The 26,477-nt window shown below is 58.4% G+C and carries 20 protein-coding genes and 1 pseudogene; 8 read left to right on the top strand and 13 right to left on the bottom strand.

Annotated elements, in window-relative coordinates; translation table 11 throughout:
- The first annotated feature begins 23 nt into the window (after window positions 1–23).
- Window positions 24–1,712, top strand: coding sequence for an alpha-amylase family glycosyl hydrolase (locus AC6I79_RS01370; protein WP_159378032.1), 1,689 nt, complete (start codon window positions 24–26; stop codon window positions 1,710–1,712).
- Here AC6I79_RS01370 and bioH read toward each other — a convergent pair.
- A complete protein-coding gene (gene bioH / locus AC6I79_RS01365) occupies window positions 1,693–2,466 on the bottom strand; it encodes a pimeloyl-ACP methyl ester esterase BioH (RefSeq protein ID WP_021507404.1) in 774 nt (257 codons plus the stop codon). The two genes, AC6I79_RS01370 and bioH, sit on opposite strands and share 20 nt — an antisense overlap.
- A gap of 35 nt (window positions 2,467–2,501) precedes the next feature.
- Here bioH and gntX point away from each other — a divergent pair, with 35 nt between their 5' ends.
- Both gntX and nfuA read left to right on the top strand, forming a co-directional pair.
- Entirely contained in the window at window positions 2,502–3,179 is a 678-nt protein-coding gene (gene gntX, locus AC6I79_RS01360) for a DNA utilization protein GntX (RefSeq protein ID WP_059011196.1), read from the top strand.
- A 58-nt stretch (window positions 3,180–3,237) separates the two neighbouring features.
- Window positions 3,238–3,813 carry a Fe-S biogenesis protein NfuA gene (nfuA, locus tag AC6I79_RS01355; RefSeq protein ID WP_021507402.1) on the top strand — a complete coding sequence of 192 codons (576 nt, stop codon included), beginning with the start codon at window positions 3,238–3,240 and terminating at the stop codon, window positions 3,811–3,813.
- A gap of 36 nt (window positions 3,814–3,849) precedes the next feature.
- On the opposite strand, the gene malQ is transcribed toward nfuA, so the two are convergent.
- The 5 genes from malQ to glpE all read right to left on the bottom strand — a co-directional run bounded on the left by malQ (window position 3,850) and on the right by glpE (window position 10,595).
- Window positions 3,850–5,907, bottom strand: coding sequence for a 4-alpha-glucanotransferase (gene malQ / locus AC6I79_RS01350; RefSeq protein ID WP_498027524.1), 2,058 nt, complete (start codon window positions 5,905–5,907; stop codon window positions 3,850–3,852).
- A 56-nt stretch (window positions 5,908–5,963) separates the two neighbouring features.
- On the bottom strand, window positions 5,964–8,369 hold the full coding sequence (gene malP / locus AC6I79_RS01345) for a maltodextrin phosphorylase (protein ID WP_159378030.1): 2,406 nt from the start codon (window positions 8,367–8,369) through the stop codon (window positions 5,964–5,966).
- Window positions 8,370–8,609: 240 nt separating this feature from the next.
- Window positions 8,610–9,368 carry a DeoR/GlpR family transcriptional regulator gene (locus AC6I79_RS01340; RefSeq protein WP_058759319.1) on the bottom strand — a complete coding sequence of 253 codons (759 nt, stop codon included), beginning with the start codon at window positions 9,366–9,368 and terminating at the stop codon, window positions 8,610–8,612.
- Between the two features lie 43 nt (window positions 9,369–9,411).
- The gene (gene glpG, locus AC6I79_RS01335; RefSeq protein ID WP_088517946.1) at window positions 9,412–10,236 is read right to left on the bottom strand and encodes a rhomboid family intramembrane serine protease GlpG; all 825 of its coding nucleotides are present in this window, start codon (window positions 10,234–10,236) and stop codon (window positions 9,412–9,414) included.
- Between the two features lie 32 nt (window positions 10,237–10,268).
- The gene (glpE, locus tag AC6I79_RS01330; protein ID WP_159378029.1) at window positions 10,269–10,595 is read right to left on the bottom strand and encodes a thiosulfate sulfurtransferase GlpE; all 327 of its coding nucleotides are present in this window, start codon (window positions 10,593–10,595) and stop codon (window positions 10,269–10,271) included.
- A 227-nt stretch (window positions 10,596–10,822) separates the two neighbouring features.
- On the opposite strand from glpE, the gene glpD reads away from it, so the two are divergent.
- The 3 genes from glpD (at window position 10,823) to AC6I79_RS01315 (ending at window position 13,809) form a co-directional block, all read left to right on the top strand.
- A complete protein-coding gene (glpD, locus tag AC6I79_RS01325) occupies window positions 10,823–12,331 on the top strand; it encodes a glycerol-3-phosphate dehydrogenase (RefSeq protein ID WP_058759321.1) in 1,509 nt (502 codons plus the stop codon).
- Window positions 12,332–12,511: 180 nt separating this feature from the next.
- On the top strand, window positions 12,512–13,351 hold the full coding sequence (locus AC6I79_RS01320) for a DUF3289 family protein (RefSeq protein ID WP_159378028.1): 840 nt from the start codon (window positions 12,512–12,514) through the stop codon (window positions 13,349–13,351).
- Window positions 13,351–13,809: a DUF943 family protein gene (locus AC6I79_RS01315; protein WP_159378027.1), complete on the top strand. Its 459-nt coding sequence runs from the start codon at window positions 13,351–13,353 to the stop codon at window positions 13,807–13,809. The genes AC6I79_RS01320 and AC6I79_RS01315 overlap by 1 nt, the downstream gene beginning before the upstream one ends.
- 110 nt (window positions 13,810–13,919) lie before the next feature.
- Here AC6I79_RS01315 and AC6I79_RS01310 read toward each other — a convergent pair.
- The 4 genes and pseudogenes from AC6I79_RS01310 to iolD all read right to left on the bottom strand — a co-directional run.
- A pseudogene (locus tag AC6I79_RS01310) lies at window positions 13,920–14,009 on the bottom strand (hypothetical protein); the annotation flags it as partial.
- Between the two features lie 163 nt (window positions 14,010–14,172).
- Window positions 14,173–15,069 (bottom strand): myo-inosose-2 dehydratase, encoded by an 897-nt coding sequence (iolE, locus tag AC6I79_RS01305; RefSeq protein WP_058770955.1) that lies wholly within the window; start codon window positions 15,067–15,069, stop codon window positions 14,173–14,175.
- 69 nt (window positions 15,070–15,138) lie between these two features.
- Window positions 15,139–16,152: a bifunctional inositol 2-dehydrogenase/D-chiro-inositol 1-dehydrogenase gene (iolG, locus tag AC6I79_RS01300; protein ID WP_021507394.1), complete on the bottom strand. Its 1,014-nt coding sequence runs from the start codon at window positions 16,150–16,152 to the stop codon at window positions 15,139–15,141.
- A 64-nt stretch (window positions 16,153–16,216) separates the two neighbouring features.
- Window positions 16,217–18,151, bottom strand: coding sequence for a 3D-(3,5/4)-trihydroxycyclohexane-1,2-dione acylhydrolase (decyclizing) (gene iolD, locus AC6I79_RS01295; protein ID WP_159378026.1), 1,935 nt, complete (start codon window positions 18,149–18,151; stop codon window positions 16,217–16,219).
- Between the two features lie 545 nt (window positions 18,152–18,696).
- Between iolD and AC6I79_RS01290 the strand changes: the two genes are divergently transcribed.
- Together AC6I79_RS01290 and AC6I79_RS01285 are read left to right on the top strand one after the other, a co-directional pair.
- A complete protein-coding gene (locus AC6I79_RS01290; RefSeq protein WP_498027523.1) occupies window positions 18,697–20,610 on the top strand; it encodes a bifunctional 5-dehydro-2-deoxygluconokinase/5-dehydro-2-deoxyphosphogluconate aldolase in 1,914 nt (637 codons plus the stop codon).
- Window positions 20,611–21,066: 456 nt separating this feature from the next.
- The gene (locus AC6I79_RS01285; protein ID WP_031279682.1) at window positions 21,067–21,909 is read left to right on the top strand and encodes a MurR/RpiR family transcriptional regulator; all 843 of its coding nucleotides are present in this window, start codon (window positions 21,067–21,069) and stop codon (window positions 21,907–21,909) included.
- Between the two features lie 185 nt (window positions 21,910–22,094).
- On the opposite strand, the gene iolB is transcribed toward AC6I79_RS01285, so the two are convergent.
- From iolB to AC6I79_RS01270, 3 genes are all read right to left on the bottom strand, one after another.
- Entirely contained in the window at window positions 22,095–22,910 is an 816-nt protein-coding gene (gene iolB, locus AC6I79_RS01280) for a 5-deoxy-glucuronate isomerase (RefSeq protein ID WP_058759327.1), read from the bottom strand.
- Window positions 22,911–22,933: 23 nt separating this feature from the next.
- On the bottom strand, window positions 22,934–24,439 hold the full coding sequence (locus AC6I79_RS01275; protein WP_021507389.1) for a CoA-acylating methylmalonate-semialdehyde dehydrogenase: 1,506 nt from the start codon (window positions 24,437–24,439) through the stop codon (window positions 22,934–22,936).
- Between the two features lie 661 nt (window positions 24,440–25,100).
- Complete coding sequence (locus AC6I79_RS01270) at window positions 25,101–26,324, bottom strand: MFS transporter (protein WP_058774977.1); 1,224 nt, start codon at window positions 26,322–26,324, stop codon at window positions 25,101–25,103.
- Between the last annotated feature and the right edge of the window lie 153 nt (window positions 26,325–26,477).

Below are 26,477 nucleotides of genomic sequence, written 5' to 3'. Positions count from 1 at the left end.
CTTCCGCGTAACCCGGCGATCCGATGGACATTATCAACTTCCTGCTCGATGAGATTTATGAAGGTAGCTTCCCCGTCGTGGCGCGCGAGCGCCTGCTTTCGCACATCCGCGCGGCGCGCGACACGGTAAAACTGCCGCGTAAAGCGCACTGGGATGAAAAAGATGTGGTGCTGATCAGTTACGCCGACCAGTTCCGCGAACCCGAGCAGCCCACGCTCGCCAGCTTTACGCGCTTTTATCAGCAGCATCTGCAGTCCACCTTCAGCCTGGTGCATCTGCTGCCATTTTTCCCCTACTCGTCCGACGATGGCTTCTCGGTTATCGATTATCACCAGGTAAATCCGATCTGCGGTGACTGGCGGCACATCACGGCGCTGCACAGCGAAACCCGGCTGATGTTCGATTTCGTCTGTAACCACATGTCGGCGCACAGCGCGTGGTTTCGCCACTTTCTGGCGCAGGATGCCGGCTGGGACGACTTCTTTATCAGCATGCCGCCTGCCACCGATCTCAGTGCCGTGACGCGCCCGCGCACCTCACCGCTGCTGACGCCGTTTACCCTCGCTAACGGCGACACGCGCTTTATCTGGACCACCTTCAGCGCCGACCAAATCGATCTCAACTTCGCCAATCCGCAGGTGCTGATCCGCATGGTGGGCGTGCTGCTGGATTATCTCAACAAAGGCGCGGATTACGTGCGGCTGGACGCGGTGGGCTACATGTGGAAAACGCCGGGCACACGCTGTATCCATCTGACCAAAACCCATCAGCTGGTGAAGCTGTTTCGCGCCATCGCCAACGAAGTCGCGCCTGGTACGGTGATCGTGACCGAAACCAACGTGCCGCATCAGGATAACATCAGCTATTTCGGCAACGGCCACGACGAAGCGCAGATGGTTTACCAGTTTTCGCTGCCACCGCTGGTGCTGCACGCCATTCACTCCGGCTCGGCGCGCGCGCTGCGCCAGTGGGCCAGCACGCTTGAGCCCGGTGATGGCGGCACCACCTTCTTCAATTTTCTCGCCTCGCACGACGGCATTGGCCTCAATCCGGCACGCGGAATTTTGTCAGAAGTCGAGATTGTGGCGCTGGTGCGTGAACTGGCGCTGGAGGGCGCGCTGGTCTCCTATAAAAACAACCCGGACGGCAGCACCAGCCCGTATGAAATCAACGTAACGTATCTGGATGCGCTCAATCACCAGACCGACGATGACGAGACGCGCCTGCGTCGCTTCCTGCTGGCGCACGCGATTCTGCTGGCCTTTCCCGGCGTGCCCGCCATCTATATTCAAAGTATTCTCGGCTCGCGCAATGACAACGAGGGCGTGCGCGCTGCCGGGCACAACCGCGCCATCAACCGTGAGAAGTACAGCCTGCGCGATATCGAACAGCAAATCAGCGGCGGCAACCCGCTGCGTCAGCAGGTGTTTGAGCGGCTTAGCGCGCTGATTCAGCTGCGCACCCGGCAGCCGGCGTTCCATCCGGACAATCCGATGACGCTGCTGGAGAGCGACAACGCGGTGCTGCTGCTGCGCCGTCACGCCGCGGACAGCGACGAAGGGTTACTGTGCGTGTTCAATCTCAGCAGCCGCGAGATCAGCACTACGCTGCCGCAGGCGCGCCCTTTTCAGGATGTGATCAGCGGGCAGCGCGTGGATGGCAGCCAGCCGCTGGTGCTGGCCGCCTGGCAGTTTATGTGGCTGCGTGGATGAACTGCTGCACCTGCTGGCAGAACGCCTCCGGGTGCGAAATAAACGGCGCGTGCGCGGCCTTCGCGATGACAACCGACTGCGAATGTGGCCAGCGCGCATCCAGCTGCGGCGCAATGCGGCGCGGCACCAGGCCATCCAGCGCGCCATAGATACGCAGGAACGGCAGCGTCAGCCCATCCAGTGCGCTGCGTAAATCATCGTGGCGCAGAATGTTCAATCCCCCTTCCAGTACCGCCACCGACGGCATCGGCTGCGACAGCACCACCTCTTTCAGCTGGCGCGCATCCTGACGCGCATTTTCCGTCCCCATGGTTTGCAGCGCGAGAAAACGCTCCACCGTGCGCTGGAAATCGCTGCTCAATTGCTGCTGGAACGTCGCCAGCGTCTCAGGCTGAATGCCGGGCCATTCATCCCGGGCGGTAAAGCACGGCGACGACGCCACGCTAATCAATGCCGCCACGCGATCGGGCTGGCTCAGCGCCAGCTGGCTGGCCACTAAGCCGCCCAGCGACCAGCCAAGCAGCACAGCGCGCGCTGGCAACTGCGGTAGTAGCTGCTGCGCCATCTGCGCCAGGCTCAGCGGCCCAAATCCCTGGCTGCGGCCAAATCCCGGCAGGTCCACCAGGTGCAGACGAAAATGCGGGCTGAGTCGCGGAACAATGTGTTGCCACACTTCGGCGTTCAGTCCCCAGCCGTGCAGCAGCACAAGATCGCGATCGCCTGTGCCTGTGGTGTGCCAGTAAAGCGAACTCATCGGTTACACTCCCGAAAAGTGAAAAGGAGGTCGCTATGCTAGCAATCCCGGCCCTGTGTTGGCTATGCCGTCTGCCGCTGCGGATCGCCCGGCACGGCCTGTGCAGCGTATGTCTGCGTCAGCTACCGGCGCTGCCGGCGCTCTGTCCCTGCTGCGGACTGCCGGCCAGCGGCGATCAGCCGTGCGGACGCTGTCTGCGCCGGCCGCCGCCGTGGCACGCTCTCACTTGCGTGAGTGATTATGTGCCGCCGCTGAGCGAATGGGTGCAGCAGCTCAAATTCTCGCGCGCAACCGCACTCAGGGTGATGCTGGCGCGGCTGCTTTTGTTAAAATTATTAACAAAGCGCCGCCAGCAGCCGTTGCCGCGTATCGATTTGGTGCTGAGCGTGCCGCTGCATCGCCGCCGCGCCTGGCAGCGCGGTTATAATCAGGCCGCGCTGCTGGCTAAACCGCTGGCGCGCTGGCTCGGCTGTGAATACCGCGAAGGGCTGCGCCGGGTGCGTCACGGTGCGGTGCAGCATGCGCTCAGCGCCCGCGCCCGGAAAAGCAATCTGCGTGGCGCGTTTCGCCTTGAAATGGCGGTGCGCGGACGCCACATCCTGCTTATCGATGATGTGGTGACCACCGGCAGCACGGTGGGGGAAATCAGCCGCTTATTACTGGCGCAGGGCGCGGCCAGCGTACACATAGGATGCCTGTGCCGTACCTTGTAGAGCGTCGGCGTTGGGCGTATTATAACCAGGTATTTTAGTCAACTATTGAGCAATCGCCATGATCCGTATTACTGATACTGCGCAAGAGCACTTCGCAAAACTGCTGTCAAAACAGGAAGATGGCACCCAGATTCGCGTATTCGTTATTAACCCGGGTACGCCAACCGCCGAGTGCGGCGTCTCTTACTGCCCGCCGGACGCGGTCGAAGCCACCGATACCGAACTGAAGTTCGACAAGCTGTCTGCGTATGTCGATGAGCTGAGCGCGCCGTACCTCGAAGATGCGGAGATCGACTTCGTGACCGATAACCTCGGCTCACAGCTCACGCTGAAAGCGCCGAACGCCAAGATGCGTAAAGTGTCGGACGATGCACCGATGGTTGAGCGCGTGGAGTATCTGCTGCAGGCGCAGATCAACCCGCAGCTGGCCAGCCACGGCGGGCGCGTCTCGCTGATGGAGATCACCGACGAGGGCTACGCCATTCTGCAGTTCGGCGGTGGCTGTAACGGTTGCTCGATGATTGACGTGACGCTGAAAGACGGCATCGAGAAAGAGCTGCTGGCCGCCTTCCCGGAACTGAAAGGCGTGCGCGATCTCACCGAGCATCAGCGTGGCGAGCACTCCTACTACTGATAGAAGATGCGGCAGCCACCCCGGCTGCCGCGTGTTTTACTGCTTCTTACGCCCTTCATTGACGATCGCCAGCAGCTGCTGCACTTTCCGGTAACTAAACAACTTCTCCAATGGTACGCGCAGTTTGCGCCGCCAGTTGGGGTATTCGGCTACCGTGCCCGGCACGTTGACCGGCGTCTCCATTCCCAGCCAGTCCTCCGGCTGCAGCCCCAGCAGGGCGCTGTCGGTAAATGCCAGAAAGCGGTGCACGCCCTGATTCAGCGTGGGCGTCAGCCGCTGACCCGCACTGTTTTTGCTGCGTGTGTCAATCGCCTGCGCCTCGCTCATCGCCTTCAGCAGCGCTTTTCTCTGCCCATCGCGTTCGGCGATGGCCGCGTTCAGCATGCTGCGTCTGGCGAACAATCCCAGCTGATTGCGCAATTGCAGATCGGCGGCATGCCAGAATCCGCTCAGCGTCGGTAAATCATGGGTACTGGCACTGGCAATCGACTGGCGCGGATAGGCTGCCGGTGGCCGGAACTGCCCCTCCTCCCCGCATTCGAACATCAGCACCTTCCACGAAAAAATGCCGCGGTCGCGCAGCAGGCTGACGATCTCCTGCGGCACGGTACCGAGATCTTCACCGATCACCATACATCGCTGGCGCTGACTCTCCAGCGCAAGGATCGCCAGCAGGTCGTGCACCGGATAGGCAACATACGCGCCTTTGTCGGCACCTTCGCCATAGGGAATCCACCACAAACGCAGTAGCGCCATAACGTGATCGATGCGCAGCGCCCCGCAATCGCGCATATTGGCGCGCAGCAGATCGATAAACGGCTGATAGCCCCGCGCGCGCAGCACATGTGGATCGAGCGGCGGCAGCGCCCAGTTCTGCCCGAGCGGGCCAAGCGGATCCGGCGGTGCCCCCACCGATGCGCCCAGCTTATACAGCTGCGGATCCTGCCAGGTTTCCGCGCTGTGCTGTGCCACGCCAACCGCCAAATCGCGATATAACCCGACCGCCATCCCCAGCTGCTGGCTACGCTGCCAGCAGGCGGCAAACTGCTGCTGCGCCAGCCACTGCAGCCAGCTCCAGAACAGGATGTCGTCCTCATGCTGCGCGCACCACTGCTGCACCTCCGGCTGCTGCGCCTGCTGCCAGCCTGACGGCCATTTTTCCCAGCCCCACTCATCGGGATGCTGCTGGCTGCGTGCCGCTACGATGGCGTCAAACGCCGCCTGATAGCGCAGCGCATCGCCGCCTTCAGCCAGAAACTGCTGAAACGCCGGCTGCCGGGTCAGCTGCGGCTGTGCGTGCTGCCAGGCAAAACGCAGCGCAGTCAGCTTGAGCGTCGTCACCGCGCGATAATCGACAAACGCTGCGCTGCGCGCCTGTTTTAGCGCTTTGCGCGTTGGCGCGCTGTGCCACCAGCGCTGGGCGGCGTCACTGTGGGTGAATTCGTCGATTTGATTGATGTCGATGTACAGCACGTTGAGCCAGCGGCGCGAACTCGGGCTGTACGGGCTGACGTGCTCCGGCTGCGCCGGATAGAGCGCATGCAGCGGGTTGAGACCGATGAAATCGCCGCCGTGAGCGGCGACCTGCTCCAGCATCTGCATTAGATCGCCAAAGTCGCCGATGCCCCAGTTACGCGCCGAGCGCAGCGTATAGAGCTGCACCAGCGCGCCCCAGCGCTTCTCCCCCTGCGCCAGTGCTGGCGGCAGATAACAGCGCGCCGGTGCGATGATAATGCGCGTCTGCCACTGCTGGCGTGAAGTGCTCAGCGTGAGCTGATGGTAGCCCTCGGGCAGTTCTGCCGGTAGCGCCAGGCTTTCTCCCGCGCTCAGCGTGCCGTCATAGTGCTGCCCCTGCTCGCTCACCAGCTGCCAGCGGTAGTCGTCGCTGCCCTGCGGCGTCAGTTCAGGCTGCCCGGGCGGCGTGAACACCAGCACCGGCGGCAGCGGTGGCGCGTTGCCCGTCGGGGCGTCCATCAGCGCCAGCAGCGCGCGTTTGGTGTCGTCGCTGATGGTCTGTAACTCACCTTTATTGTTGATAAAACTCAGTGCGATACCGGCATCCCGTGCAGCCTGATCCAGTTTCTTCATGGCCATGTTGTCTCCTTCGTTGCCGTGCGCACATTACGCATGCAGCGTCATTTTCCGGCGGCTCAGCGCGCCGCCTGCCAGATACGCTGTTGATAATCGCGAATCGAACGATCGGCACTGAAGCGGCCGGTATGCGCCGTGTTGAGAATCGCCGCTTTGGTCCACGCTTCCGGATCGCGCCACAGCGCTTCGACGCGCTGCTGCGCCGCGATATAAGCGGCGAAATCGGCCAGCACCAGCCACGGATCGCCCTGTTTGCTCAGGCTCTCCAGCAGCGGCGCAAATGCCTGCCGGTCGCCGTCGCTGAATTTGCCCTTTTCCAGCTCCTTCAGCAAACCGTCGAGATAGCGATCGTGCTTACGCAGTTTCTTCGGACTGTAACCGTCGGCCTTCAGTGCTTTTACCTCATCCACCGTGTTGCCGAAGATAAAGATATTTTTCTCACCGACCGCCTCGGCAATCTCCACGTTAGCCCCGTCCAGCGTGCCAATGGTCAGCGCGCCGTTGAGCGCCAGCTTCATGTTGCCGGTACCGGAGGCTTCGTAACCGGCCGTGGAGATCTGCTCCGAGAGATCGGCTGCCGGAATCATCAGCTCGGCGGCGGTAATCCGGTAATCCGGCACAAACACCACCTTCAGGCGATCGCCCACCAGCGGGTCGTTGTTGATCACCTCCGCGACTTTATTGATGGCACAGATGATGTTTTTTGCCAGCAAATAGCCGGGCGCCGCCTTGGCGCCAAACAGAAAGACGCGCGGCACGAAGTCGGGATTGTCCGGGTTATCGCGCAGCTGGCGATAGCAGTGCAGGATGTGCAGCAGACTGAGATGCTGGCGTTTGTATTCGTGCAGGCGCTTGATCTGCACATCAAACAGCGCGTCAGGATTGATATCGATGCCGGTCACGCGTTTGATGTACACCGTCAGCCGCAGTTTGTTTTGCTGCTTGATGGTGCGGAACTGCTGGCGAAAACTTTTCTTCTTCGCCAGCGGCGCCAGCCATTCCAGCGCGTCGAGATCGTTGGCCCACTCCACCTGCAGGCTGTCGTCAATCAGCGCGGACAGCAGGGGGTTGCACTGCTTCAGCCAGCGGCGCGGCGTAATGCCGTTGGTGACGTTATGAAACTTGTGCGGCCACAGCTGGTGATATTCCGGGAACAGATCGTTAACCACCAGCTGCGAGTGCAGCGCTGCCACACCGTTGACGGCGAAACAGCTCACCACGCACAAATTGGCCATGCGCACTTCGCCGTCGCTCACCACCGCCAGCTTGTGCCAGAGGGCGCTGTCATTCGGCCAGCGCTGTTTGACCTGCTGCTTCAGCTGGCGATTGATCTGTTTGATGATTTGCAGATGGCGCGGCAGCAGTTCGCGCAGCAGGCTCGCCGGCCAGCGCTCCAGCGCCTCCGGCATCAGCGTATGGTTGGTATACGCAAAGGTGCGGCTGGTAATGTGCCAGGCGTCGTCCCAGCTCAGGCCATGCTCATCCAGCAGCAGACGCAGCAGCTCCGGAATAGCGATGGTGGGATGGGTATCGTTGAGCTGAATCACTTCGAAATCCGGCAGCGTATGCAGCGCACGGCCCGCCAGCCGGTGACGACGCAGTATGTCGCTCACCGCGCAGGCGCACTGGAAATACTGCTGCATCAGCCGCAGACGTTTACCTGGCGCATGGTTGTCATTGGGATAGAGCACTTTGGTCAGCTTGTCGGCTTCAATACCTGGCTGCTCCGCCTGCAGGAATTTCCCGGCGTTAAACAGCGTCAGGTCAAACGGCTGCGCGCTGGTGGCTTGCCACAGGCGCAGCGGCAGCGTGATGCCGTTGCGATAGCCGATTACCGGCAGATCCCAGGGCTGGCCGATCAGCTGCTGTGCCGGACGCCACTCGACGCTGCCATCGTCGCGCTTTTTAACCTTACCGCCCAGCCCCACCGGCACATCCAGCGCCGCGTTGTGGCGGAACCACGGATAGCGATCGCGCTGCCAGTCATCCGGCGCTTCGTGCTGCTGTCCGGCCACAAACGACTGACGAAACAGGCCGTACTGATAGTTGAGGCCGTGCCCCATCGCCGGCTGGCCGACCGTCGCCATCGCATCCATGTAGCAGGCCGCGAGCCGTCCCAGTCCGCCGTTGCCCAGCGCCGGATCGACTTCCTCCTCCAGCAGTTCATTCAGCTCAACCTGGTGCTCTGCCAGCGCGGCGGCCACCTCGTTATACCAGCCGAGATTGAGCAGGTTATTACCGGTCAGCCGGCCGGGCAGAAACTCCATTGAGAGATAATTAACGTGGCGCTGAGCACTTTTCGGCGGCACGGGCGGCTGTGCGGCGAGCAGTTCCATCAGCGCCCGGCTGAGCGCCTGCCACCACTGATGCGGCGTCATCTGCCGGGCGGAAGTCAGTCCGAGCTGCTGCCACTGGCGGGTCAGCGCGGCGTCAAAGCGGGTTTTATTGAATTTTAGCGGCGACATAGTGCATCCCTTTGCATCCGAAACGGTAAACACGGGCAAGCGCAAATCTGAAAGAGTAAGTTAAGCCGCGGACGCTGAAAAAAGCGACAGGGAAATGAAGAAGCAGTGAAAAAAGGCATGCCGCTGCGGCCTGGTCGCCATCAATGGCGACCCTACAATACGGCACAATGCGCTAAGGGTGCGGTTTGGTAACGATGGCCAGGTGCCTCACAGGGTGCGCATTGATGCGCACCTGGGAAATCAGCACAGCTCCAGATGCACTTCGTGCTGTTCAATCACCTTCAGTACGCTTAACGGCGGGGTTTGATCGGTATACAGGTAATCAATCAGGCTCATGTTGCCAAGGTTAACCATGGCGTTACGGCCAAACTTCGAGTGATCCACCACCAGCATCACGCAGCGCGAGTTCTCGATAATGGCGCGTTTGGTGCGCACTTCGTGATAGTCGAACTCCAGCAGCGAACCGTCCATATCAATACCGCTGATGCCGAGAATGCCGTAATCGAGCCGGAACTGAGAGATAAAATCGAGCGTGGCTTCCCCCATGATACCACCGTCGCGCGTGCGCACTTCTCCGCCGGCGATGATCACGCGGAAATCCGGCTTGCCCATCAGCAAAATCGCCACGTTGAGGTTGTTGGTGACGATACGCAGATTGTTATGGTTGAGCAGCGCATGCGCCACCGCTTCCGGCGTGGTGCCGATATCAATAAACAGCGTGGCGCCGTCCGGGATCTGGCTCGCCACGCGCTCGGCGATGCGTGCCTTTTCCGCCGACCACATCATTTTGCGATCCTGCCACGCGGTGTTTTCCGAGCTGGAAGGCAGCGCTGCGCCGCCGTGATGACGCTGAATTTTGTTTTGATCGGCCAGATCGTTCAGATCGCGCCGGATAGTCTGCGGGCTGACCTCAAAGTGATCCACCAGCTCTTCCGTACTGACATACCCCTGACGCCGGACCAGATCGATAATGGCGTCATGACGTTGCGTCTGCTTCACATCTCTCTCCTCGGCTCAAGGCCGTGTTCTTTTTATCCTGCTGCTAGCGACGTGCGCGTTTGCGCGTATCAACGAACGCCATTGCCAGCCCCACCAGCAAACCGGTGACGTGCGCAGCGTTCGCGATCGACAGGCCAAAGGCGCCGTACCAGCCAATCACCAGCCATACAATAGCGAAGCCAATCAGGCCGCGCTCGAGATAAATGCCACTTTCGGGATCGCGCTCGCCGCGCAGCCAGCAGTAGCCCATCAGCGCATAGACCACGCCGGACAGCCCGCCAAACAGCACGCCGCTGAACTTCGCCTGCATCCAGCCGCTCAGCAGCGCTGAAATCAGCATGATAACGAACAGTTTGCCGCTGCCGAGGCGCTTCTCTACCGCACCGCCGAGATACCACCACCACATCAGGTTGAACAGAATGTGCAGCAGCGAGAAGTGCAGCAGCGCGTGGCTGAACCAGCGCCACACCTGAAAATACTGGGAGGAATCCGCCGGCCAGGCCAGCCAGCTGAGTACCACATCGTCGCCGACAATCTGCATCAGGATAAACACCGCCACGCAGGCGATCATGATGGTCAGCGTGAGCGGACCCGCGCGTTCGCGAATGTTTGCCCAGATATTACCACGCTCATAACGCAGACCGCTGTCGGTGGTACCGCTGTGCCAGCTCGCCGCCTGATAGCGTGGATGGTTGGGATCGCGCACGAACTGCGCGAGTTCGTTTTCGACCATCTCCAGCTTGCTGTCGTCATCCAGCACAATGACACAGTGACTTTCGCGCTCAATGCGCAGCGTGACGCCACGCGTCGCCATGTAATCCACAAACGCCTGCGCCATGCGCGGCTGGTTAAACTGGGTGATGCGCATCATGCGGTGCTCTCCTTCCTTTAATCGGTCAATCAGAGGCTGCCGGTGGCGACCTGCGTCGGAAACGCCGCGCGCCAGGCATCAAAACCGCCGTCGATGCTGTAGACGTCGCTAAAGCCCTGGCTTAACAGGAACTGCGCCGCGCCTTTACTGCTGTTACCGTGATAGCACATCACCAGCACCGGCTGGTCATGCCGGGTGCCGGCGATAAACGTCGCCAGGTTGTCATTGGTCAGATGTTGCGCGCCGGTGGCGTGGCCCATGGCGAAGCTTTGCGGATCGCGGATGTCTACCAGTTGCGCTCCCTGTGCCAGATGCTCGTTAGCCTGCAGGACGTTAATACACTCGAAGGTTTCCATGGGTCTCTCATTACCTCGTCATCAATTGGCGTTAGTTTACCCTGATAAGCCGCCGCTATAACCTGACAAATCCTGTGGATATGTGATTTTTTTCCTGCCGAAATGTTAGCTATATCACGCAAGAATGTTTTTATTGAGTTAAGCGCTGGCGTCAATGTTGGTTTCCGATTATTATTACGCTCGAAAACGAACATTTTAGAACTATTCCGAACATCGGAGGAGATGACGTGGAAACCAAAGACCTGATCGTGATCGGCGGCGGCATCAACGGTGCCGGCATTGCAGTGGATGCTGCAGGACGCGGCCTGTCAGTGCTGATGCTGGAGGCGCGGGATTTGGCCTGTGCAACCTCCTCTGCCAGTTCCAAGCTGATTCACGGTGGCCTGCGCTATCTGGAACATTACGAATTCCGTCTGGTGGGCGAAGCGCTGGCCGAACGTGAAGTGCTGCTGAAAATGGCGCCGCACATCGCCTTCCCGATGCGTTTCCGTCTGCCACACCGCCCGCATCTGCGTCCGGCGTGGATGATCCGCATGGGCCTGTTTATGTACGATCGCCTCGGTAAGCGCACTACGCTGCCAGGCAGTAAAGGTCTGCGTTTTGGCGCGGAATCGGCCCTGAAGCCTGAAATTACGCGCGGTTTCGAATATTCCGACTGCTGGGTGGACGATGCGCGCATGGTGGTGCTTAACGCGCAGGAAGTGGTGAAACAGGGCGGCGAAGTGCGCACCCGCACCCGCGTAACTCGCGCCTGGCGTGAAGCCGGTCTGTGGATGGTGGAAGCGGAAGACGTCGATACCGGCAAGACCTACACCTGGCGCGCCAAAGGGCTGGTTAACGCCGCTGGTCCCTGGGTGAAGCAGTTCTTTGACGATGGCCTGAAGCTGAAATCGCCGTACGGTATTCGCCTGATCAAAGGCAGCCATATCGTGGTGCCGCGCGTGCACACCGAGAAGCAGGCTTACATTCTGCAGAACGAAGATAACCGTATCGTGTTTGTGATTCCGTGGATGGATGAGTTTTCAATCATCGGTACCACCGACGTCGAATACAAAGGCGATCCGAAAAATGTCAAAATCGATGACAATGAAATCAGCTACCTGCTGAAGGTGTATAACGCGCACTTTAAAAAGCAGCTGACCAGCGACGATATCGTCTGGACCTACTCCGGCGTGCGTCCGCTGTGCGATGATGAATCTGATTCACCGCAGGCGATCACCCGTGATTACACACTGGACGTGCACGACGACAACGGCCAGGCACCGCTGCTGTCCGTGTTCGGCGGCAAGCTGACCACCTATCGCAAGCTGGCGGAGCATGCGCTGGAGAAACTGGCGAAATACTACCCCGATGCCGGTCCGGCGTGGACCAAAAACGCCGTGCTGCCAGGCGGTGATTTCTCCGGTACGCGTGAAGATTACGCTGCCAGCCTGCGCCGTCGCTATCCGTTCATCAGCGAAGGCATGGCGCGTCACTTTGCCCGCACCTACGGCAGCCGTACTGAAGTGCTGCTGGAAGGCGCGAAGAGCCGTGAAGATCTGGGTGAAAACTTTGGCCACGAATTCTATGAAGCCGAACTGCGTTACCTGGTGAAACACGAGTGGGTGCGCGAGCTGGACGACGCCATCTGGCGCCGTACCAAGCAGGGTATGTGGCTGAGCGAAGCCGAACAGGCGCGCATCCGCGACTGGCTGGCGGAAAACGGCCAGAAACCGGCGCTGTCGCTGGCTTCCTAATCGCCTTAAGCATTGTCCTCAACCCCGCCACCGCGCGGGGTTTTTGTTTTTTCTCTTTTTGTGTCGGCGAGAGGTTATTCACACAAGGCACTGCACCAGATCAATTCTCACCGCTCCACTTACTGACTAAATAATCCGCGACCGGATTAACGGACTCGTCAGTGACAGGGAGTATCACGCATGGCTTTAGCCACTTTTCCGCTCAATATCTTCACCACACAGCGCATGTTTAATGACTATGGCGCTGACGATATGCGCTACGGCGATATCTGTGAACGCCGGATGAAAAACGAATTCAGCCTCACCCACATTTCCAATGTAGTCGACCCATGGAACATGACGCGGCTGCATCCCTTCCATAATCCCCAGTCGCGCTTTGCTGGTGCTTATGCGAAACCTGGCGAAAAGCTTTCACCGCTGGAGTGCGCCAGGCTGCTGTTTGCTGAGATGCAAACCACTTCATTACCTTTCGCGCTTGTTGGCCCGCAACGTTTCCTGATAAATAAGATGCTGGAGCATTTTATGCGCTCGAGCGGCCTGCCGTTTCGGGATTTGTCGCTGGATATGGCATATCGGGACAAAATTATGAACGACAGAAGCATAAACAGCACACACAAAGCCATAATCGACATCCTCAATGTTAATATTGATTATGGTATCAAAGGCCTGCCATTGAAAAATATAGGTGATATTAATTCTGCCATTAATAACTCAATCCTGCCTAAGTTCGATTCATTAATCATGGATAAAATAAATGGTTTAGGCATTACTGTTCATGATGTTTATGCTACCAAAATTGACATATTGAGTCTTGACGTTAATGGTGCGCGCTGGAGGGCAAAAATGCGCTTCAGTGGACAGGATCATTTCGGTCTGGATACGCATGATATTCACAAGCATAAATTCAGACAATTTCAGTTTTTTAAGATATGGTTCACCTTACAACGTTATGATAAATTTGGCTTTCGTCCTTTTCTGACGAACATGGATGCTGTGATAGATATTGAAGGCGGCCGTTAATGAACAGGAAGACATGGGCAGGATTAATTCTGCTTATTGCATTAGCCAGTGGCATATATTGCTACCTGAACTTCAGGGAAGTTAACGTCATTGACGTTCACCAGGATTACTATTCTGCATCAATTATCGTCGATCACCTGCCTTATTCTGACGATGAAAAAATAAGGTGGTGGTTGAGTCACCAGCAGCAAATAACATTAAAATACAATATTAAAGCCTTTAATGAAAATGGCTCCATTAGCTATTATTTTTATGCATTAGGTGAAGGATATCAGCCATTAGAAAAAAAGGACCGCATTTGCTTTAAGCAAATGCAACCCCCTGCTAATTGTCTGGATAAAAATTTACTGATGAAAATTCAGCGGACGCAGGATGGTGGCGTGATGTTCTCACTGGATTCAGGAAATTACACAGTGAATAAAGACAACGAAATGAGTCAATTGCAGAAGAGCAATTAATACATAGCGCGATAAATCGCGCCGCTACAGTGTGTGCGGTCGATAATGACGAAAGTCACTGTCGAATTTACCGTAGCGGCGCAATTCATTGCGCTAATTAACACGCAAATTTACAGCCCGGCATTGTCACGAATATATTTACGGGCTTTCACTGCATATTCGAATGGGTTAGCGATGGCCGGATCCTGTTCCGCTTCAACCTTACACAGTGAATAAAGACAATGAAATGAGTCGATTGCAGAAGAGCAATTGATACATAGCGCGATAAATCGCGCCGCTACAGTGTGTGCGGTCGATAATGACGAAAGTCACTGTCGAATTTACCGTAGCGGCGCAATTCATTGCGCTAACTGACCGTCAATCTTACAGCCCGGCATTGTCACGAATATATTTACGGGCTTTCACTGCATATTCGAATGGGTTAGCGATGGCCGGATCCTGTTCCGCTTCGACGACCATCCAGCCTTTATAGCCGTAATCATCGAGGATTTTGAATACCGGTTTGAAATCGATCACGCCATCGCCTGGTACGGTGAAGGTGCCTTTCTTCACTCCGTCGAGGAACGACAGCGAGTTTGCGCGCACCTCTGCCACCACGCTGTCACGCACATCCTTCAGATGCACGTGGAAAATACGCGGCAGATGTTGGGTCAGCACATCCAGCATCACCTGCTGTGATCCTTCGGAGTAGTAAATGTGGCCGGTGTCGTACAGCAGACCGACGTTATCGTTGGTCATTGCCATAAAACGGTCGATCTCGGCTGGCGTCTGAATGCCGGTGCCCATGTGATGATGCAGCGTTACGCGCATCCCTTTCTGCGCCGCAATCGCCGCCAGTTCGTTGTAACCTTCTGCCGTCAGGCGCCACTCTTCGTCAGTGAAAACCGGCTTCTGCTCCAGCACCGGCAGCGACGTGCCCTGAATGCTTTTGCTCTGTTCCGAGCAGCCAATCACGCGCGCGCCCATGGCATGCAGGAAGTTCATGTGGTTGATGAACTGATCGATGGTTTTCGCTTTGTCACCGTTGGCAAAAAAGGTACTAAACCAGGCGTTACAAATCTGCATACCGCGGATATCCAGCATCGGCTTCAGCACCGCCGGATCGCGCGGATACTTGCTGCCCACTTCGCTACCGGTGAAACCCGCCAGCGCCATCTCGCTGACCGTTTGCTGGAAAGTATTTTCGCTGCCGAGTTCCGGCATGTCGTCGTTGGTCCAGCCAATCGGCGCAATCGCCAGTTTGACGTTCTCTTGGTTCATTTTCAGCTCCCTGACACAGAGAGGCAGCGGTAATCCGCTGCCGTGGATAGGTTTAGCGCACGCGCCTGATTATTTCTGGTAAAACGCCGGACGCGGCGGCATGGCAACGGGCTCAATCGCACCGCTGGTTTGCGCCTTCAGGCAGGCATCGGCAGCCACCGAGGCGGCAAAGCCATCCCAGGCGGAAGGCCCGCTCAGCTGGCCCGCTTTCACATCATTGATAAACGCCTGCAGCTCAACGTCGTAGGCGTCGATAAAGCGATCTTTCCAGTCGGTCAGCAGCGCGTTGCCAAGGCGGGCATCTTTGCGCATTTGAATGGCCGACGGCTCCGGCAGTCTGGCGATGCCCTCTTCGCCCACCACTTCACACTGAATGTCATAGCCGTACGCGCAGTTCACAAAGATCTCCACATCGATGCGGATGCCCTTCTGCGTTTCAAACAGTACGATCTGCGGATCTTTCAGCTTCGCGTGTGACTTTGAGGTCGTGCGCGGGAACACCACCTGCACGCTTTTGTAATCGTCCTCGGTCAGCCAGCGCAGGACATCCAGCTCGTGAATCAGGGTGTTGGTAATAGCCATGTCGGTGGTGTAATTCTCGCCGACGCTCTGATTACGGTGTGCGCAGTGCAGCATCAGCGGCTCGCCGATGTCACCGTCGGTGATCACCTTTTTCAGCGCGCGATAGCCGGCATCATACGGGCGCATAAAGCCCACCTGCACCAGACGTTTGCCGTGCGCGATCTCGGCGTCGACAATGCGACGGCAGCCCTCCGCGCTCAGTGCCAGCGGCTTCTCGCAGAACACCGGTTTCCCGGCGGCAATCGCGGCCAGCGTGAACTCTTCATGCGTCGGGTCCCACGAGGTCACCAGCACGGCATCCACTTCCGGCGAGTTAATCACCTGATGACCATCCTGATACACTTCGGCCTGGATATTCAGCCGCTGCAGCGCCGCGCGCGCACCTTCCACATTGATGTCTGAAACCGCCACCACTTTTGCGCCCTGCAGCACGTTGTTGCAGCGACGAATATGTTCCTGACCAATTGCGCCGGTACCGATTACACCGAGTTTGAGCGTCATAATTACACCTGTAGAGTCGGATAAGTAGGGTAAAACGGGCCGGGCAGCGCCGGCCTGAAAAGGGTTAGTACTTACGCGCCTGTTGAATATGCTGATTGAGCTTGTCGGCCACCTGCTGCGTCCGCTCTGAGGTGGAAGCCTGCGCCACGCCGACGTGCCACCAGCTGAAGTATTTGTGCACCATGGTTTTCGGCAGCACTTTGATGTCAATCAGGGTCGAAACCGTCTGCTGCTGCGCATCTTCCAGCGCCGCTTTCAGCTGCTCCAGCGTGGTGACACGGTAGGTTTTACAGCCGTAGCCGGCGGCTATCGCCGCGAAATCAACCGGCACGAAGCCGCCATCCAGCTTGCCGCCCTGCGGATTACGGAAGCGGAACTCGGTGTTGAAACTGTCCATGCCGTGTTCCATCTGCAGGTTGTTGATGCAGCCATTGGTCATGTTATCCAGCAGGATGACGTTGATTTTCGCCCCTTCCTGAATCGAGGTGACCAGCTCGGAGTGCAGCATCATGAACGAGCCGTCACCCACCATGGCGTAGACTTCGCGCTGCGGCTGTGCCAGCTTCACGCCCAGCGCGGCATTCACTTCGTAACCCATGCACGAGTAGCCGTACTCAACGTGATACGCGTTGTAATCTTTGGTGCGCCATACGCGCTGCAGGTCACCCGGCAGACTGCCGGCGGCGGCGACAATCACCGCATCCTTTGGCAGCTGTTCGTTTAAGGTGCCCAGCACGCTGCTCTGCGTCAGCACCGACTTTGTCAAACGCTCAAACTCGGCGAACAGCGCGGTGCGATCGATGTGGTCAGCGATTTCCGGAATAAAGTCGTCGGTGTTGAAAGTGGCGGCGTACACGCGCTGCGTCTCTTTCAGCAGCTTGCTCTGCGCCTGTTCAATCTGGCCACCCCAGTGATTCTCAAAGCCGTTCAGTCCGGCTTCCAGCGCGGTTAATCCTTCGCGTGCATCCGCCAGCAGTTGCACGCCATCCAGCTTGTAGCTGTCGAAGTTGTTGACGTTAATGTTGAGGTAGCTGATTTCCGAATGCTGGAAGATCCATTTTGAAGCCGTGGTGAAATCGGTATAGCGCGTACCAATACCGATCACCAGATCGGCCTCTTTGGCCAGCAGGTTCGCCGCCAGACAGCCGGTTTCACCCACGCCGCCCACGTTCAGCGGATGGTCGGAAACGATGGTGCCTTTGCCGGCCTGCGTTTCGGCAAACGGAATATTGAAACGCTCGGCAAAGCTCAGCAGCGCCTGACCGGCATCGGAGTATTTCACGCCGCCACCCACTACAATCAGCGGCTTGTGCTTACGCGCAATCAATGCCAGCGCCGCGTCCAGCTGGGCCGCCGTCGGCAGACGCCGGTCAAGCAAGTGCACGCGTTTCTGGAAGAAGTATTCCGGGAAATCCCAGGCTTCGCCCTGCACATCCTGCGGCAGCGCCAGCGTTACCGCCCCGGTTTCCGCCGGATCGGTCAGCACGCGCAGCGCATTGATACAGGCGGTCATCAGCTGTTCCGGACGGCTCACGCGGTCCCAGTATTTACTCACTGCGCGGAAGGCATCGTTGGTGCTGATACTGAGATCGTGACTCTGCTCGATCTGCTGCAGCACCGGGTCCGGCTGGCGCGTGGCGAACACATCGCCCGGCAGCAGCAGCAGAGGAATCCGGTTGGCTGTTGCCGTGGCTGCCGCGGTAATCATGTTGGCGGCACCCGGTCCGACGGAAGAGGTACAGGCAATGATTTGACGGCGCAGCGACTGCCGGGCAAAACCGATGGCAGCGTGCGCCATACCCTGCTCGTTACGGCCCTGATACACCTGTAAATCGCCGCTGTCCTGCTCCAGTGCCTGGCCGAGGCCGAGCACATTGCCGTGGCCGAAAATAGCAAAGATGCCGTGCACAAATTTGGTTTCAACGCCGTCAACGTTCAGGTACTGGTTATCCAGAAATTTCACCAGCGCCTGTGCGGTAGTCAGTCTGATAGTGCCCATATGCTTCTTCCTTTACATGTGGTACCCGCTCAGGGGGTACGACGCGGTTCGGGTCGGCGGTGAAAACGCGCCCGACGCTAAGTGAAACGTGTGGCGATTATAAACAAATGTTTTTTCCATTAAACCTGATTACAGAAGAAACATTTCATTTTGCGATGAAGATCAAATTCGGCGCTGAAACGCGGGCGGTGACGGGACGGGATGACAGCAAAGTGAAACAGCCTGCTGTGCCTCAGCCATCATAACGAAATTTCATTTCACGTCAGCAGCTTCCTCTCATCCATCATCATTTCCTGCGAGCTGGCTCACAAGCCAGAGCACCCGCGAAACGGGCAAGCCGTAAAGGGCGGGAAAGGCAGCGGCACCAGAGTTTTACCTGGCTCACAAAATCGCGATGGATGTTTCATTTCATATTGTGTTTGGAATTTTTATTCCTCATACTGCCCACATAGCCAGTCAGGCACCCCGAGACCCCGGAAGCATTGCGCTTGATAGTGGGCGGCAGCGCCCGCCGTGTCTGCTTATCACAGAAGGAAACCATCAGTATGAGTACACAACAGAAGCGGCTTGATGTGATTTGTATTGGACGCATCGCCGTCGATCTTTACGGCCAGCAAATTGGCTCGCGCCTGGAAGATATGACCAGCTTTAACAAATACCTCGGCGGCTCTTCCGGCAACGTAGCCTATGGCACCGCGATTCAGGGGCTGAAGTCGGCGATGCTGGCGCGCGTCGGTGACGAACACAATGGCCGCTTCCTGCGTGAAGAACTGCAGCGCGTGGGCTGCAATACTGACGGGCTGATTACCGATAAGCAGCGCCTGACCGGGCTGGTGATTCTCGGCATCAAAGACGAAGAGACCTTTCCGCTGATTTTCTATCGCGACAACTGTGCTGATATGGGGCTGGTTCCCGAGGACATTCGCGAAGAGTTCATTACCTCGTCCCGCGCCGTGGCGGTAACCGGCACCCACCTGTCGCATCCGGACACGCGGGCGGCGGTGCTGAAAGCGCTGGATATTGCCCGGCGCAACGGTCTGCGCACCGCGCTGGATATCGATTATCGCCCGGTGCTATGGGGTCTGACCTCACTGGGTGACGGTGAAACGCGTTTCATTGAATCCGGCCAGGTGACGCAGCAGCTGCAGGAAGTGGTGCACTATTTCGATCTGATCGTCGGAACGGAAGAAGAGTTCTATATCGCCGGTGGCAGCACTGATACGCTGACCGCGCTGAAAAATGTGCGTAAGGCCAGCAGCGCCACGCTGGTCTGCAAACGCGGGCCGCTGGGTTGTGTGGTGTTTGAGGGCGAGATTCCCGATAGCTGGGAACAGACGCGCCTGCACAGCGGCGTGCGCGTTGAGGTGCTCAACGTGCTGGGCGCCGGCGATGCGTTTATGTCGGGCCTGCTGCGCGGCTGGCTCAACGATGAGAGCTGGGAGCAGGCGTGCCGCTACGCCAACGCCTGTGGCGCGCTGGTGGTATCCCGTCACGGCTGTGCGCCGGCGATGCCAACCAAAGAGGAGCTGGACGATTTCCTCAGCCGCGATAACGCGGTGAAACGTCCGGATCTGGACGCGCGCCTCAATCATCTGCATCGCGTTACCACGCGTAAGCAGCAGTGGCCGGAGCTGAATGTGTTCGCCTTTGACCACCGTAAACAGCTGGCCGATATGGCGCGCGAAGCGGGCGTCAGCGAGGAGCGCATTCCGCAGCTGAAGCTGCTGCTGTTGCAGGCGGCACAGGAGGCGGCTAACGAAGCCGGTCTCAATGAGAAGAGTGGTATCCTGGCGGATACCACGTACGGCCAGAAAGCGCTCAACGCCATCACCGGCAAGCACTGGTGGATTGGGCGGCCCATTGAGCTGCCGAGCTCACGGCCACTGCGTCTTGAGCACGGCAATATTGGCTCTCAGCTGGTGGACTGGCCGGCCGAACACGTCGTCAAATGCCTGGTGTTTTACCATCCCCATGACAGTGCTGAACTGCGTAAAGAGCAGGACGAACTGGTTCTTGACGTGTGGCGCAGCTGTAACAAAAGCGGGCACGAGTTGCTGCTGGAAGTGATTCTGCCGGAAAGCAACCCGGACCGTAACGAGTCCTACTATTACGACATGCTGAGCCACTTCTATAGCCTGGGCGTGCAGCCCGACTGGTGGAAGCTACCACCGCTGACGGCGGAGAGCTGGCAGGCGATCGGCGAGCTGATTGAGCAGCAGGATCCGCACTGTCGCGGCATTCTGTTACTCGGCCTTGATGCGCCGGAAGAGAAGCTGAAAGCCGGCTTCGCCGCCGCTGCTCAGGCGACGTGGGTGAAAGGTTTTGCCGTGGGTCGCACCATTTTTGGCCAGCCGTCACGCCAGTGGCTGAACGGTGAGCTGGATGATAAGGCGCTGATTGAGACCGTGAAAGGCAATTATCTGCGCCTGATTGGCTACTGGCGCGCCGCGCGCGGCTGACGGATTTGCAGAGGATGTACTGAGAAGCGGCCTGACGGGCCGCTTTTTAGTGTGTTGCGCGCGGATGCCCTCACCCCAGCCCTCTCCCACCGGGAGAGGGAGCCGTTCAGGCAGGTCGTTAAGCATTGTACCAGTCCTGTCAGGCCGGTCAGACTGCTCCGGACTGTCCCCTCTCCCGCCTGCGGGAGAGGGTTAGGGTGAGGGAGCCGTTCAGGCAGCTCGTTAAGCATTGTACCAGTCCTGGCAGACCGATCAGACCGCTCCGGACTGTTCCCTCTCCCGCCTGCGGGAGAGGGTTAGGGTGAGGGCAAGCCCTCAACCCCTGAGTTTTGTGAGGCAATTCATAAACCGATGAAATAGCCTTCACGATAGCGTCAAACAAATGAAATTTTCCATCCATCTGGTACTATAGCGCTCATTATCCAGCCATATTTCCTTTTCTGACGGGCCGAAGTAATGACCAATAACCCAACGCAATTAACCTTGTTACAGGACGATATCCGTCGTCGCTACGAGACGCTGAGTAAACGCCTGAAGCAGGTGGCTCGTTATATCCTTGATAACAGCAACAGCATCGCGTTTGATACCGTCGCTTCTATCGCCCAGCAGGCGGATGTTCCGCCCTCCACGCTGATCCGCTTCGCCAACGCGTTCGGCTTTAGCGGCTTCAACGAAATGAAACAGGTCTTTCGTCAGCACCTGATGGAAGAGACCGTGAACTATACCGAACGGGCGCGCCTGTTCCGCCAGACGGCCACAGACGACAGCGCCAGCTCACCGGAGAGCCCGGTGGAGATCCTCAACGTCTTTACCATGGTCAACAGCCAGGCGCTGCAGCAGCTGGCGATGCAGGTGAATCCCGACCAGCTGAACAAAGCGGTGAAGATGCTCAACGAGGCGGAGAACATCTACATCATCGGTCTGCGCCGCTCGTTCAGCGTGGCCTCGTATCTGGTGTATGCGCTGCGCCATCTGGAGCGTCGCGCTTTTCTGATTGATGGCCTGGGCGGTATGTTCACTGAACAGCTCAGCATGGTGAATCCGAAAGACGTGGTCATCGCTATCAGCTACTCGCCGTATGCGCGTGAAGCGGTGGAACTGGTGGAGCTGGGTGCTAAACGTGGCGCGCATCAGATCGCCATCACCGACAGCCAGGTCAGCCCGCTGGCAGCGTTCAGCGATGTCTGTTTTGTGGTGCGCGAAGCGCAGGTGGATGGCTTCCGCTCGCAGGTGGCCTCGCTGTGCCTGGCGCAAACCCTGGCGGTGTCGCTGGCGCTGAATAACAGCAGCAGCGAATAAACCTCAGGTACCGAATAGAAAAAAGGCAGCCAGATGGCTGCCTTTTTTTATCTGTGCGCATCAGTGAATGCGTGTGCCGTTTAACCTGGTGCGCATCAATGCGCACCCTACGGCTGTGCACGTTTATATGCTTGCGTGCGCCGTTTAACCTGGTGCGCATTTCCTGCAACCGCGCGGAGACCCGATTAACGGCGCGGATACTGCTCGCTGTTCACCCAGGCGTGATCCTTCTCCCAGGTAAATTTCCACAGCCGTACCGGCCCGGCCATCACGTTCAGATAATAATTATCGTAACCGGCCAGCGTCGCCACCGGATGATACCCGCGCGGCACCGTCACCACATCGCGGTTATACGGGGCCATACACTCGTCGAGCGAACGGTCGTCGGTGTAGACGCGCTGCATGGCGAAACCGGGCTCGGGGTCGAAACGGTGATAATAGGTCTCTTCCAGATAGGTTTCGTCCGGGCTGTCCTTCTCATCATGCTTGTGGCTGGGATACGAACTGGTCGCGCCCTCGTCGGTATACACCTCGACCACCAGCAGGCTGTCGGCCGGTTGATTATCCGGCAGAATGTTATGCACCAGGCGCTGATTGCGCCCTTTGCCACGGTGCTCCACGCCTACATCCTGCGGTGCAATCAGCCGTGCGGGCAGATTGCCACTGCCCGGCGCACTGCATACCGCCAGTTCCAGATCGCTGTCGGCAGTGACTTCAACCTCATCATGATGCGGCACGTAAACCGAGTAAGGCGGCGTGCGCTCAAACGGCGACAGGCGCTTACCGATGCCAGGGAATTCTGCGTCGCGGGTTTTCACCGACGCCAGACCGGCCACCAGCACCAGGCACAGCTCTCTCTCGCCGCTGCTTAACCGCAGCGTCTGGCCCTTTTTCAGCAGATAAGCGTCAAAGCCCACATATTCCCAGCCGGCGCTCTCAGGCGTCACGTGCTGGATACGCCCGTGGCTGTCCGGCTGCTGCACTTTTGAAATCAGTGACATCCTGTTTCTCCTGTTGCGCGACATTAACCCAGCGTTGGCATGCTGAATTCAGAAACGGTCTGCTGACCGCTTGGCCAGCGCACGGTTGCCGTTTTCATGCGGGTGTAGAAACGCACCCCGTCCGGACCGTGCACGTTGAGCGCACCAAACACCGAACGCTTCCAGCCGCCAAAGCTGTGGAACGCCATCGGCACGGGCACCGGCACATTGACGCCCACCATGCCCGCTTCCACGTTGTGCACAAATTCACGGGCGGTGTGGCCGTTGCTGGTGAAGATGGCGCTGCCGTTACCAAATTCGTGGCTATTCACCAGCTGCAGCGCGCTGTCGAAGTCGCTGGCGCGCATGATGCTCAGCACCGGTCCGAAAATCTCTTCGCGCCAAATCACCATCTCCGGCGTGACGTTATCGAACAGCGTACCGCCAACGTAGTAGCCCTCTTCATGGCCCGCGACTTTCACGCCGCGTCCGTCAACCACCAGCGTCGCGCCTTCCTGCTCACCTTTGTCGATGTAGCCCAGCACTTTCTTCTGGTGCGCAGCGGATACCACCGGCCCCATTTCATTCTCTTCTGCACCCTGCTGCATGCCCGGCCCCACGCGCAGCGCTTTGATCAGCGGCGTCAGGCGCGAAATCAGTTTGTCGGCTGTATCGTCGCCAACCGCCACCACCACCGGCAGCGCCATGCAGCGTTCCCCGGCAGAACCGAAAGCACCACCCATGATGGCGTTCACGGTGGCATCCAGATCGGCATCCGGCATCACAATGGCGTGGTTTTTCGCGGCGCCGAAGGCCTGCACACGTTTGCCATGCGCGCTGGCGGTTTTGTAGATGTGCTCGGCCACGCCGGACGAGCCGACGAAGCTGACCGCCGCGATGCGCGGATCTTTATACAGCTGCTCGGCGTCTTCGTTTGAGGAGTGCACCACGTTGAACACGCCATCCGGCAGCCCCGCTTCTTTCAGCAGTTCAGCCATGCGTACCGAGGCAGAAGGATCGAGCGCCGGCGGCTTCAGCACAAAGGTATTACCGCACGCCAGCGCGATGGGGAACATCCACAGCGGCACCATCGCCGGGAAGTTGAACGGCGTAATGCCCGCGACCACACCCACTGGCTGCATCAGTGAATAGCTGTCGACGCCGGAACCGACGTTCGGTGAGTTTTCCCCTTTGATCAGGTGCGGAATGCCGCAGGCAAATTCGATCACTTCGATGCCGCGCGTCAGCTCACCCAGCGCATCGGACCAGACTTTACCGTGCTCAGAAACAATCAGCGCCGCCAGTTCATCGCGATGTTTTTCCATCAGCGCTTTGAAGTTGAACATGACGCGGGCACGACGCAGCGGCGCCGTTTTTGACCATTCCGGAAATGCCGCATGGGCGACCTCAATGGCCTGCGCCACTTCTGCCGCCGTGCTTTGCGTCAGTTCGCGGATCACTTTGCCGGTCGCCGGATCGTAGACCGGAATGGTTTCATTGCTGGCGCTGTGCGTGATTTTGCCGCCGATAAAGTTTCCTACGATAGTCATGTCGTTGCCTCTTTGATGTGTAAGGTCCCTGCAGGCCGCGGGTCAGTCTGGGTCGCGCCCGATCAGGCAATACGGAAAGCGTGCTATGAAGCTATTACAGTGAAATAAATTTTTCAAATAGTTCTTTTTGGAAAATTTACTTTTAGCGGCCTGGATCGCATTTTTCCGCCAGCGTTAGCGGACTGGCGCAAAGTGCGGGCCTGATGACAATGCCGATGCGGCCTGCACCCGTAATCAGCAGCAGGGAGATTATCAGGACGATCCGTCAGCGAGAGGGTCAGCGCCGGTGCGTGGCTGGATGAAACGAAATATGAAATTTTTGCGAGGCAGATCCAATATCCGTTATTTCATAATTCAATTAAAACGAAATAAATGTTTTCTTTGCAGCATCTGCAGACAATGCGATGTGAAACGAACCCTTATCTGTGTCTTAGCGACACGCTTTTGTTAGTGTTGGCCTCGGTCGGAGGCCTTTTTTTCACCTGTTTCCCCACCCCATGCGTGATTGCCGCAGCGGATTGCCTGGTGCGCATCAATGCGCACCCTACGGTGTTGGCCCCGTCGATTGCCCGGTGCGCATCAATGCGCACCCTGCGGTGCTGGCCCCGTCGATTGCCCGGTGCGCATTAATGCGCGCTCTGTCATGCTGTAGGGGCGCCATTTATGGCGACCTGGACGCAGCGTCCCCGGCTGGCATCCCAGCCTGACGCTTGATCATCCGCAGGGTACAAAGCAGCGCAAATCCCACCAGCAGCGCAGTCAGCAGATAAACCAGCTGTACACCGGCGAAGCTCATGATAAAACCCGCGATCGGACCGGTGATGCCGAGCGACAGATCCATAAACGCGGTGTAGGTGGCCAGCGCGCTGCCCTGGTTCTGCTGCGGCACCACTTTGACTGCGACCACGCCAATCGCCGGAAACACCAGCGAGAAACCGGCGCCGGTGAGAAAAGCGCCGAACTTCGCCATCCACGGTTCGAACGCGCCCGCCACCAGCAGCAGGCCAATCGCCTCAACGGCAAAACACAGGCTGGCGACGCGCAGTCCGCCGAGCTTATTAATGGCGTTGGGAAACAGCAGGCGCATGCCGACGAACGCAGCGCTGAACAGCGTCAGCGCGAAGGCAGCACCGTCCCAGCCCTGCTCCTGATAAAACAGGGTGATAAAGGTGGCGATCACGCCAAAGCCCGCCGAGCCCATCGCCAGCAGCAGGCCAAAACCGTACACCTTGCCGAGCACCGCACGGAACGGCAGCGGTTTGGCCTTGCTGCCTTTCACCGGCGCACGGGGCAGCGCCAGCACTATCGCCAGCACGCTGATGGCGATAATCACGCTGGAGAGCAGCAGCAGGCCGCCGCTGCGAAAGATCATCACCCCAAGCGGTGCGCCAATCGCCATTGCGCCATAGGTGACAATGCCGTTCCAGGAGATCACCCGACCAATATGCAGCGAGCCGACTTTCGCCACGCCCCACAGCGAGGTGCCGGTGCCGCAGAAACTCTGCCCGACGCCCAGCAGCACGCGCCCGAGGCACAGCAGCGCGAGGCTGAGCACCTCCTGCTCCTCTATCAGCGCCGACAGCAAAATACACAGCCCGCTCACCAGGCTGCCAAACAGCCCAAGCACCACCACCTTTTTGGGTCCCCAGCTGTCGGCATAGCGACCGGCATGCGGACGGCTAAGCAGCGTGGCGACATATTGCAGACTGATCACCACGCCGGCCCAGAAAGCGCTGTAGCCCAGGCCGTCATGGACAAAGCCCGGCAGCACCGCCAGCGGCAGGCCAATGGTGAGATAGGTGGCGAAGTTGAACTTCACGATGGAGAGAATCTGTAAATTCAGACGAAAACGGCTGTATTCGGCCGCGGCGGGCTGGTCAGGCATGAGTGATTGCGCTCGTGTTTGACGGAATTTTTATAGCTGAAGCTTCACTATACGCCTTTTCTCGCCGTGCGCACCGTCGATTCGCGGCGGGCCGATGGCGGTATCTCCGACGGCGCTTATCGGGTTCGCTTCGCTTACTCCTAAACAAACAAT

This window comes from gamma proteobacterium symbiont of Scutellera amethystina (assembly GCF_059730845.1).
The sequence above is the reverse complement of the archived record's forward strand: the minus strand, read 5'-3'. Positions and strand labels throughout refer to the sequence as shown.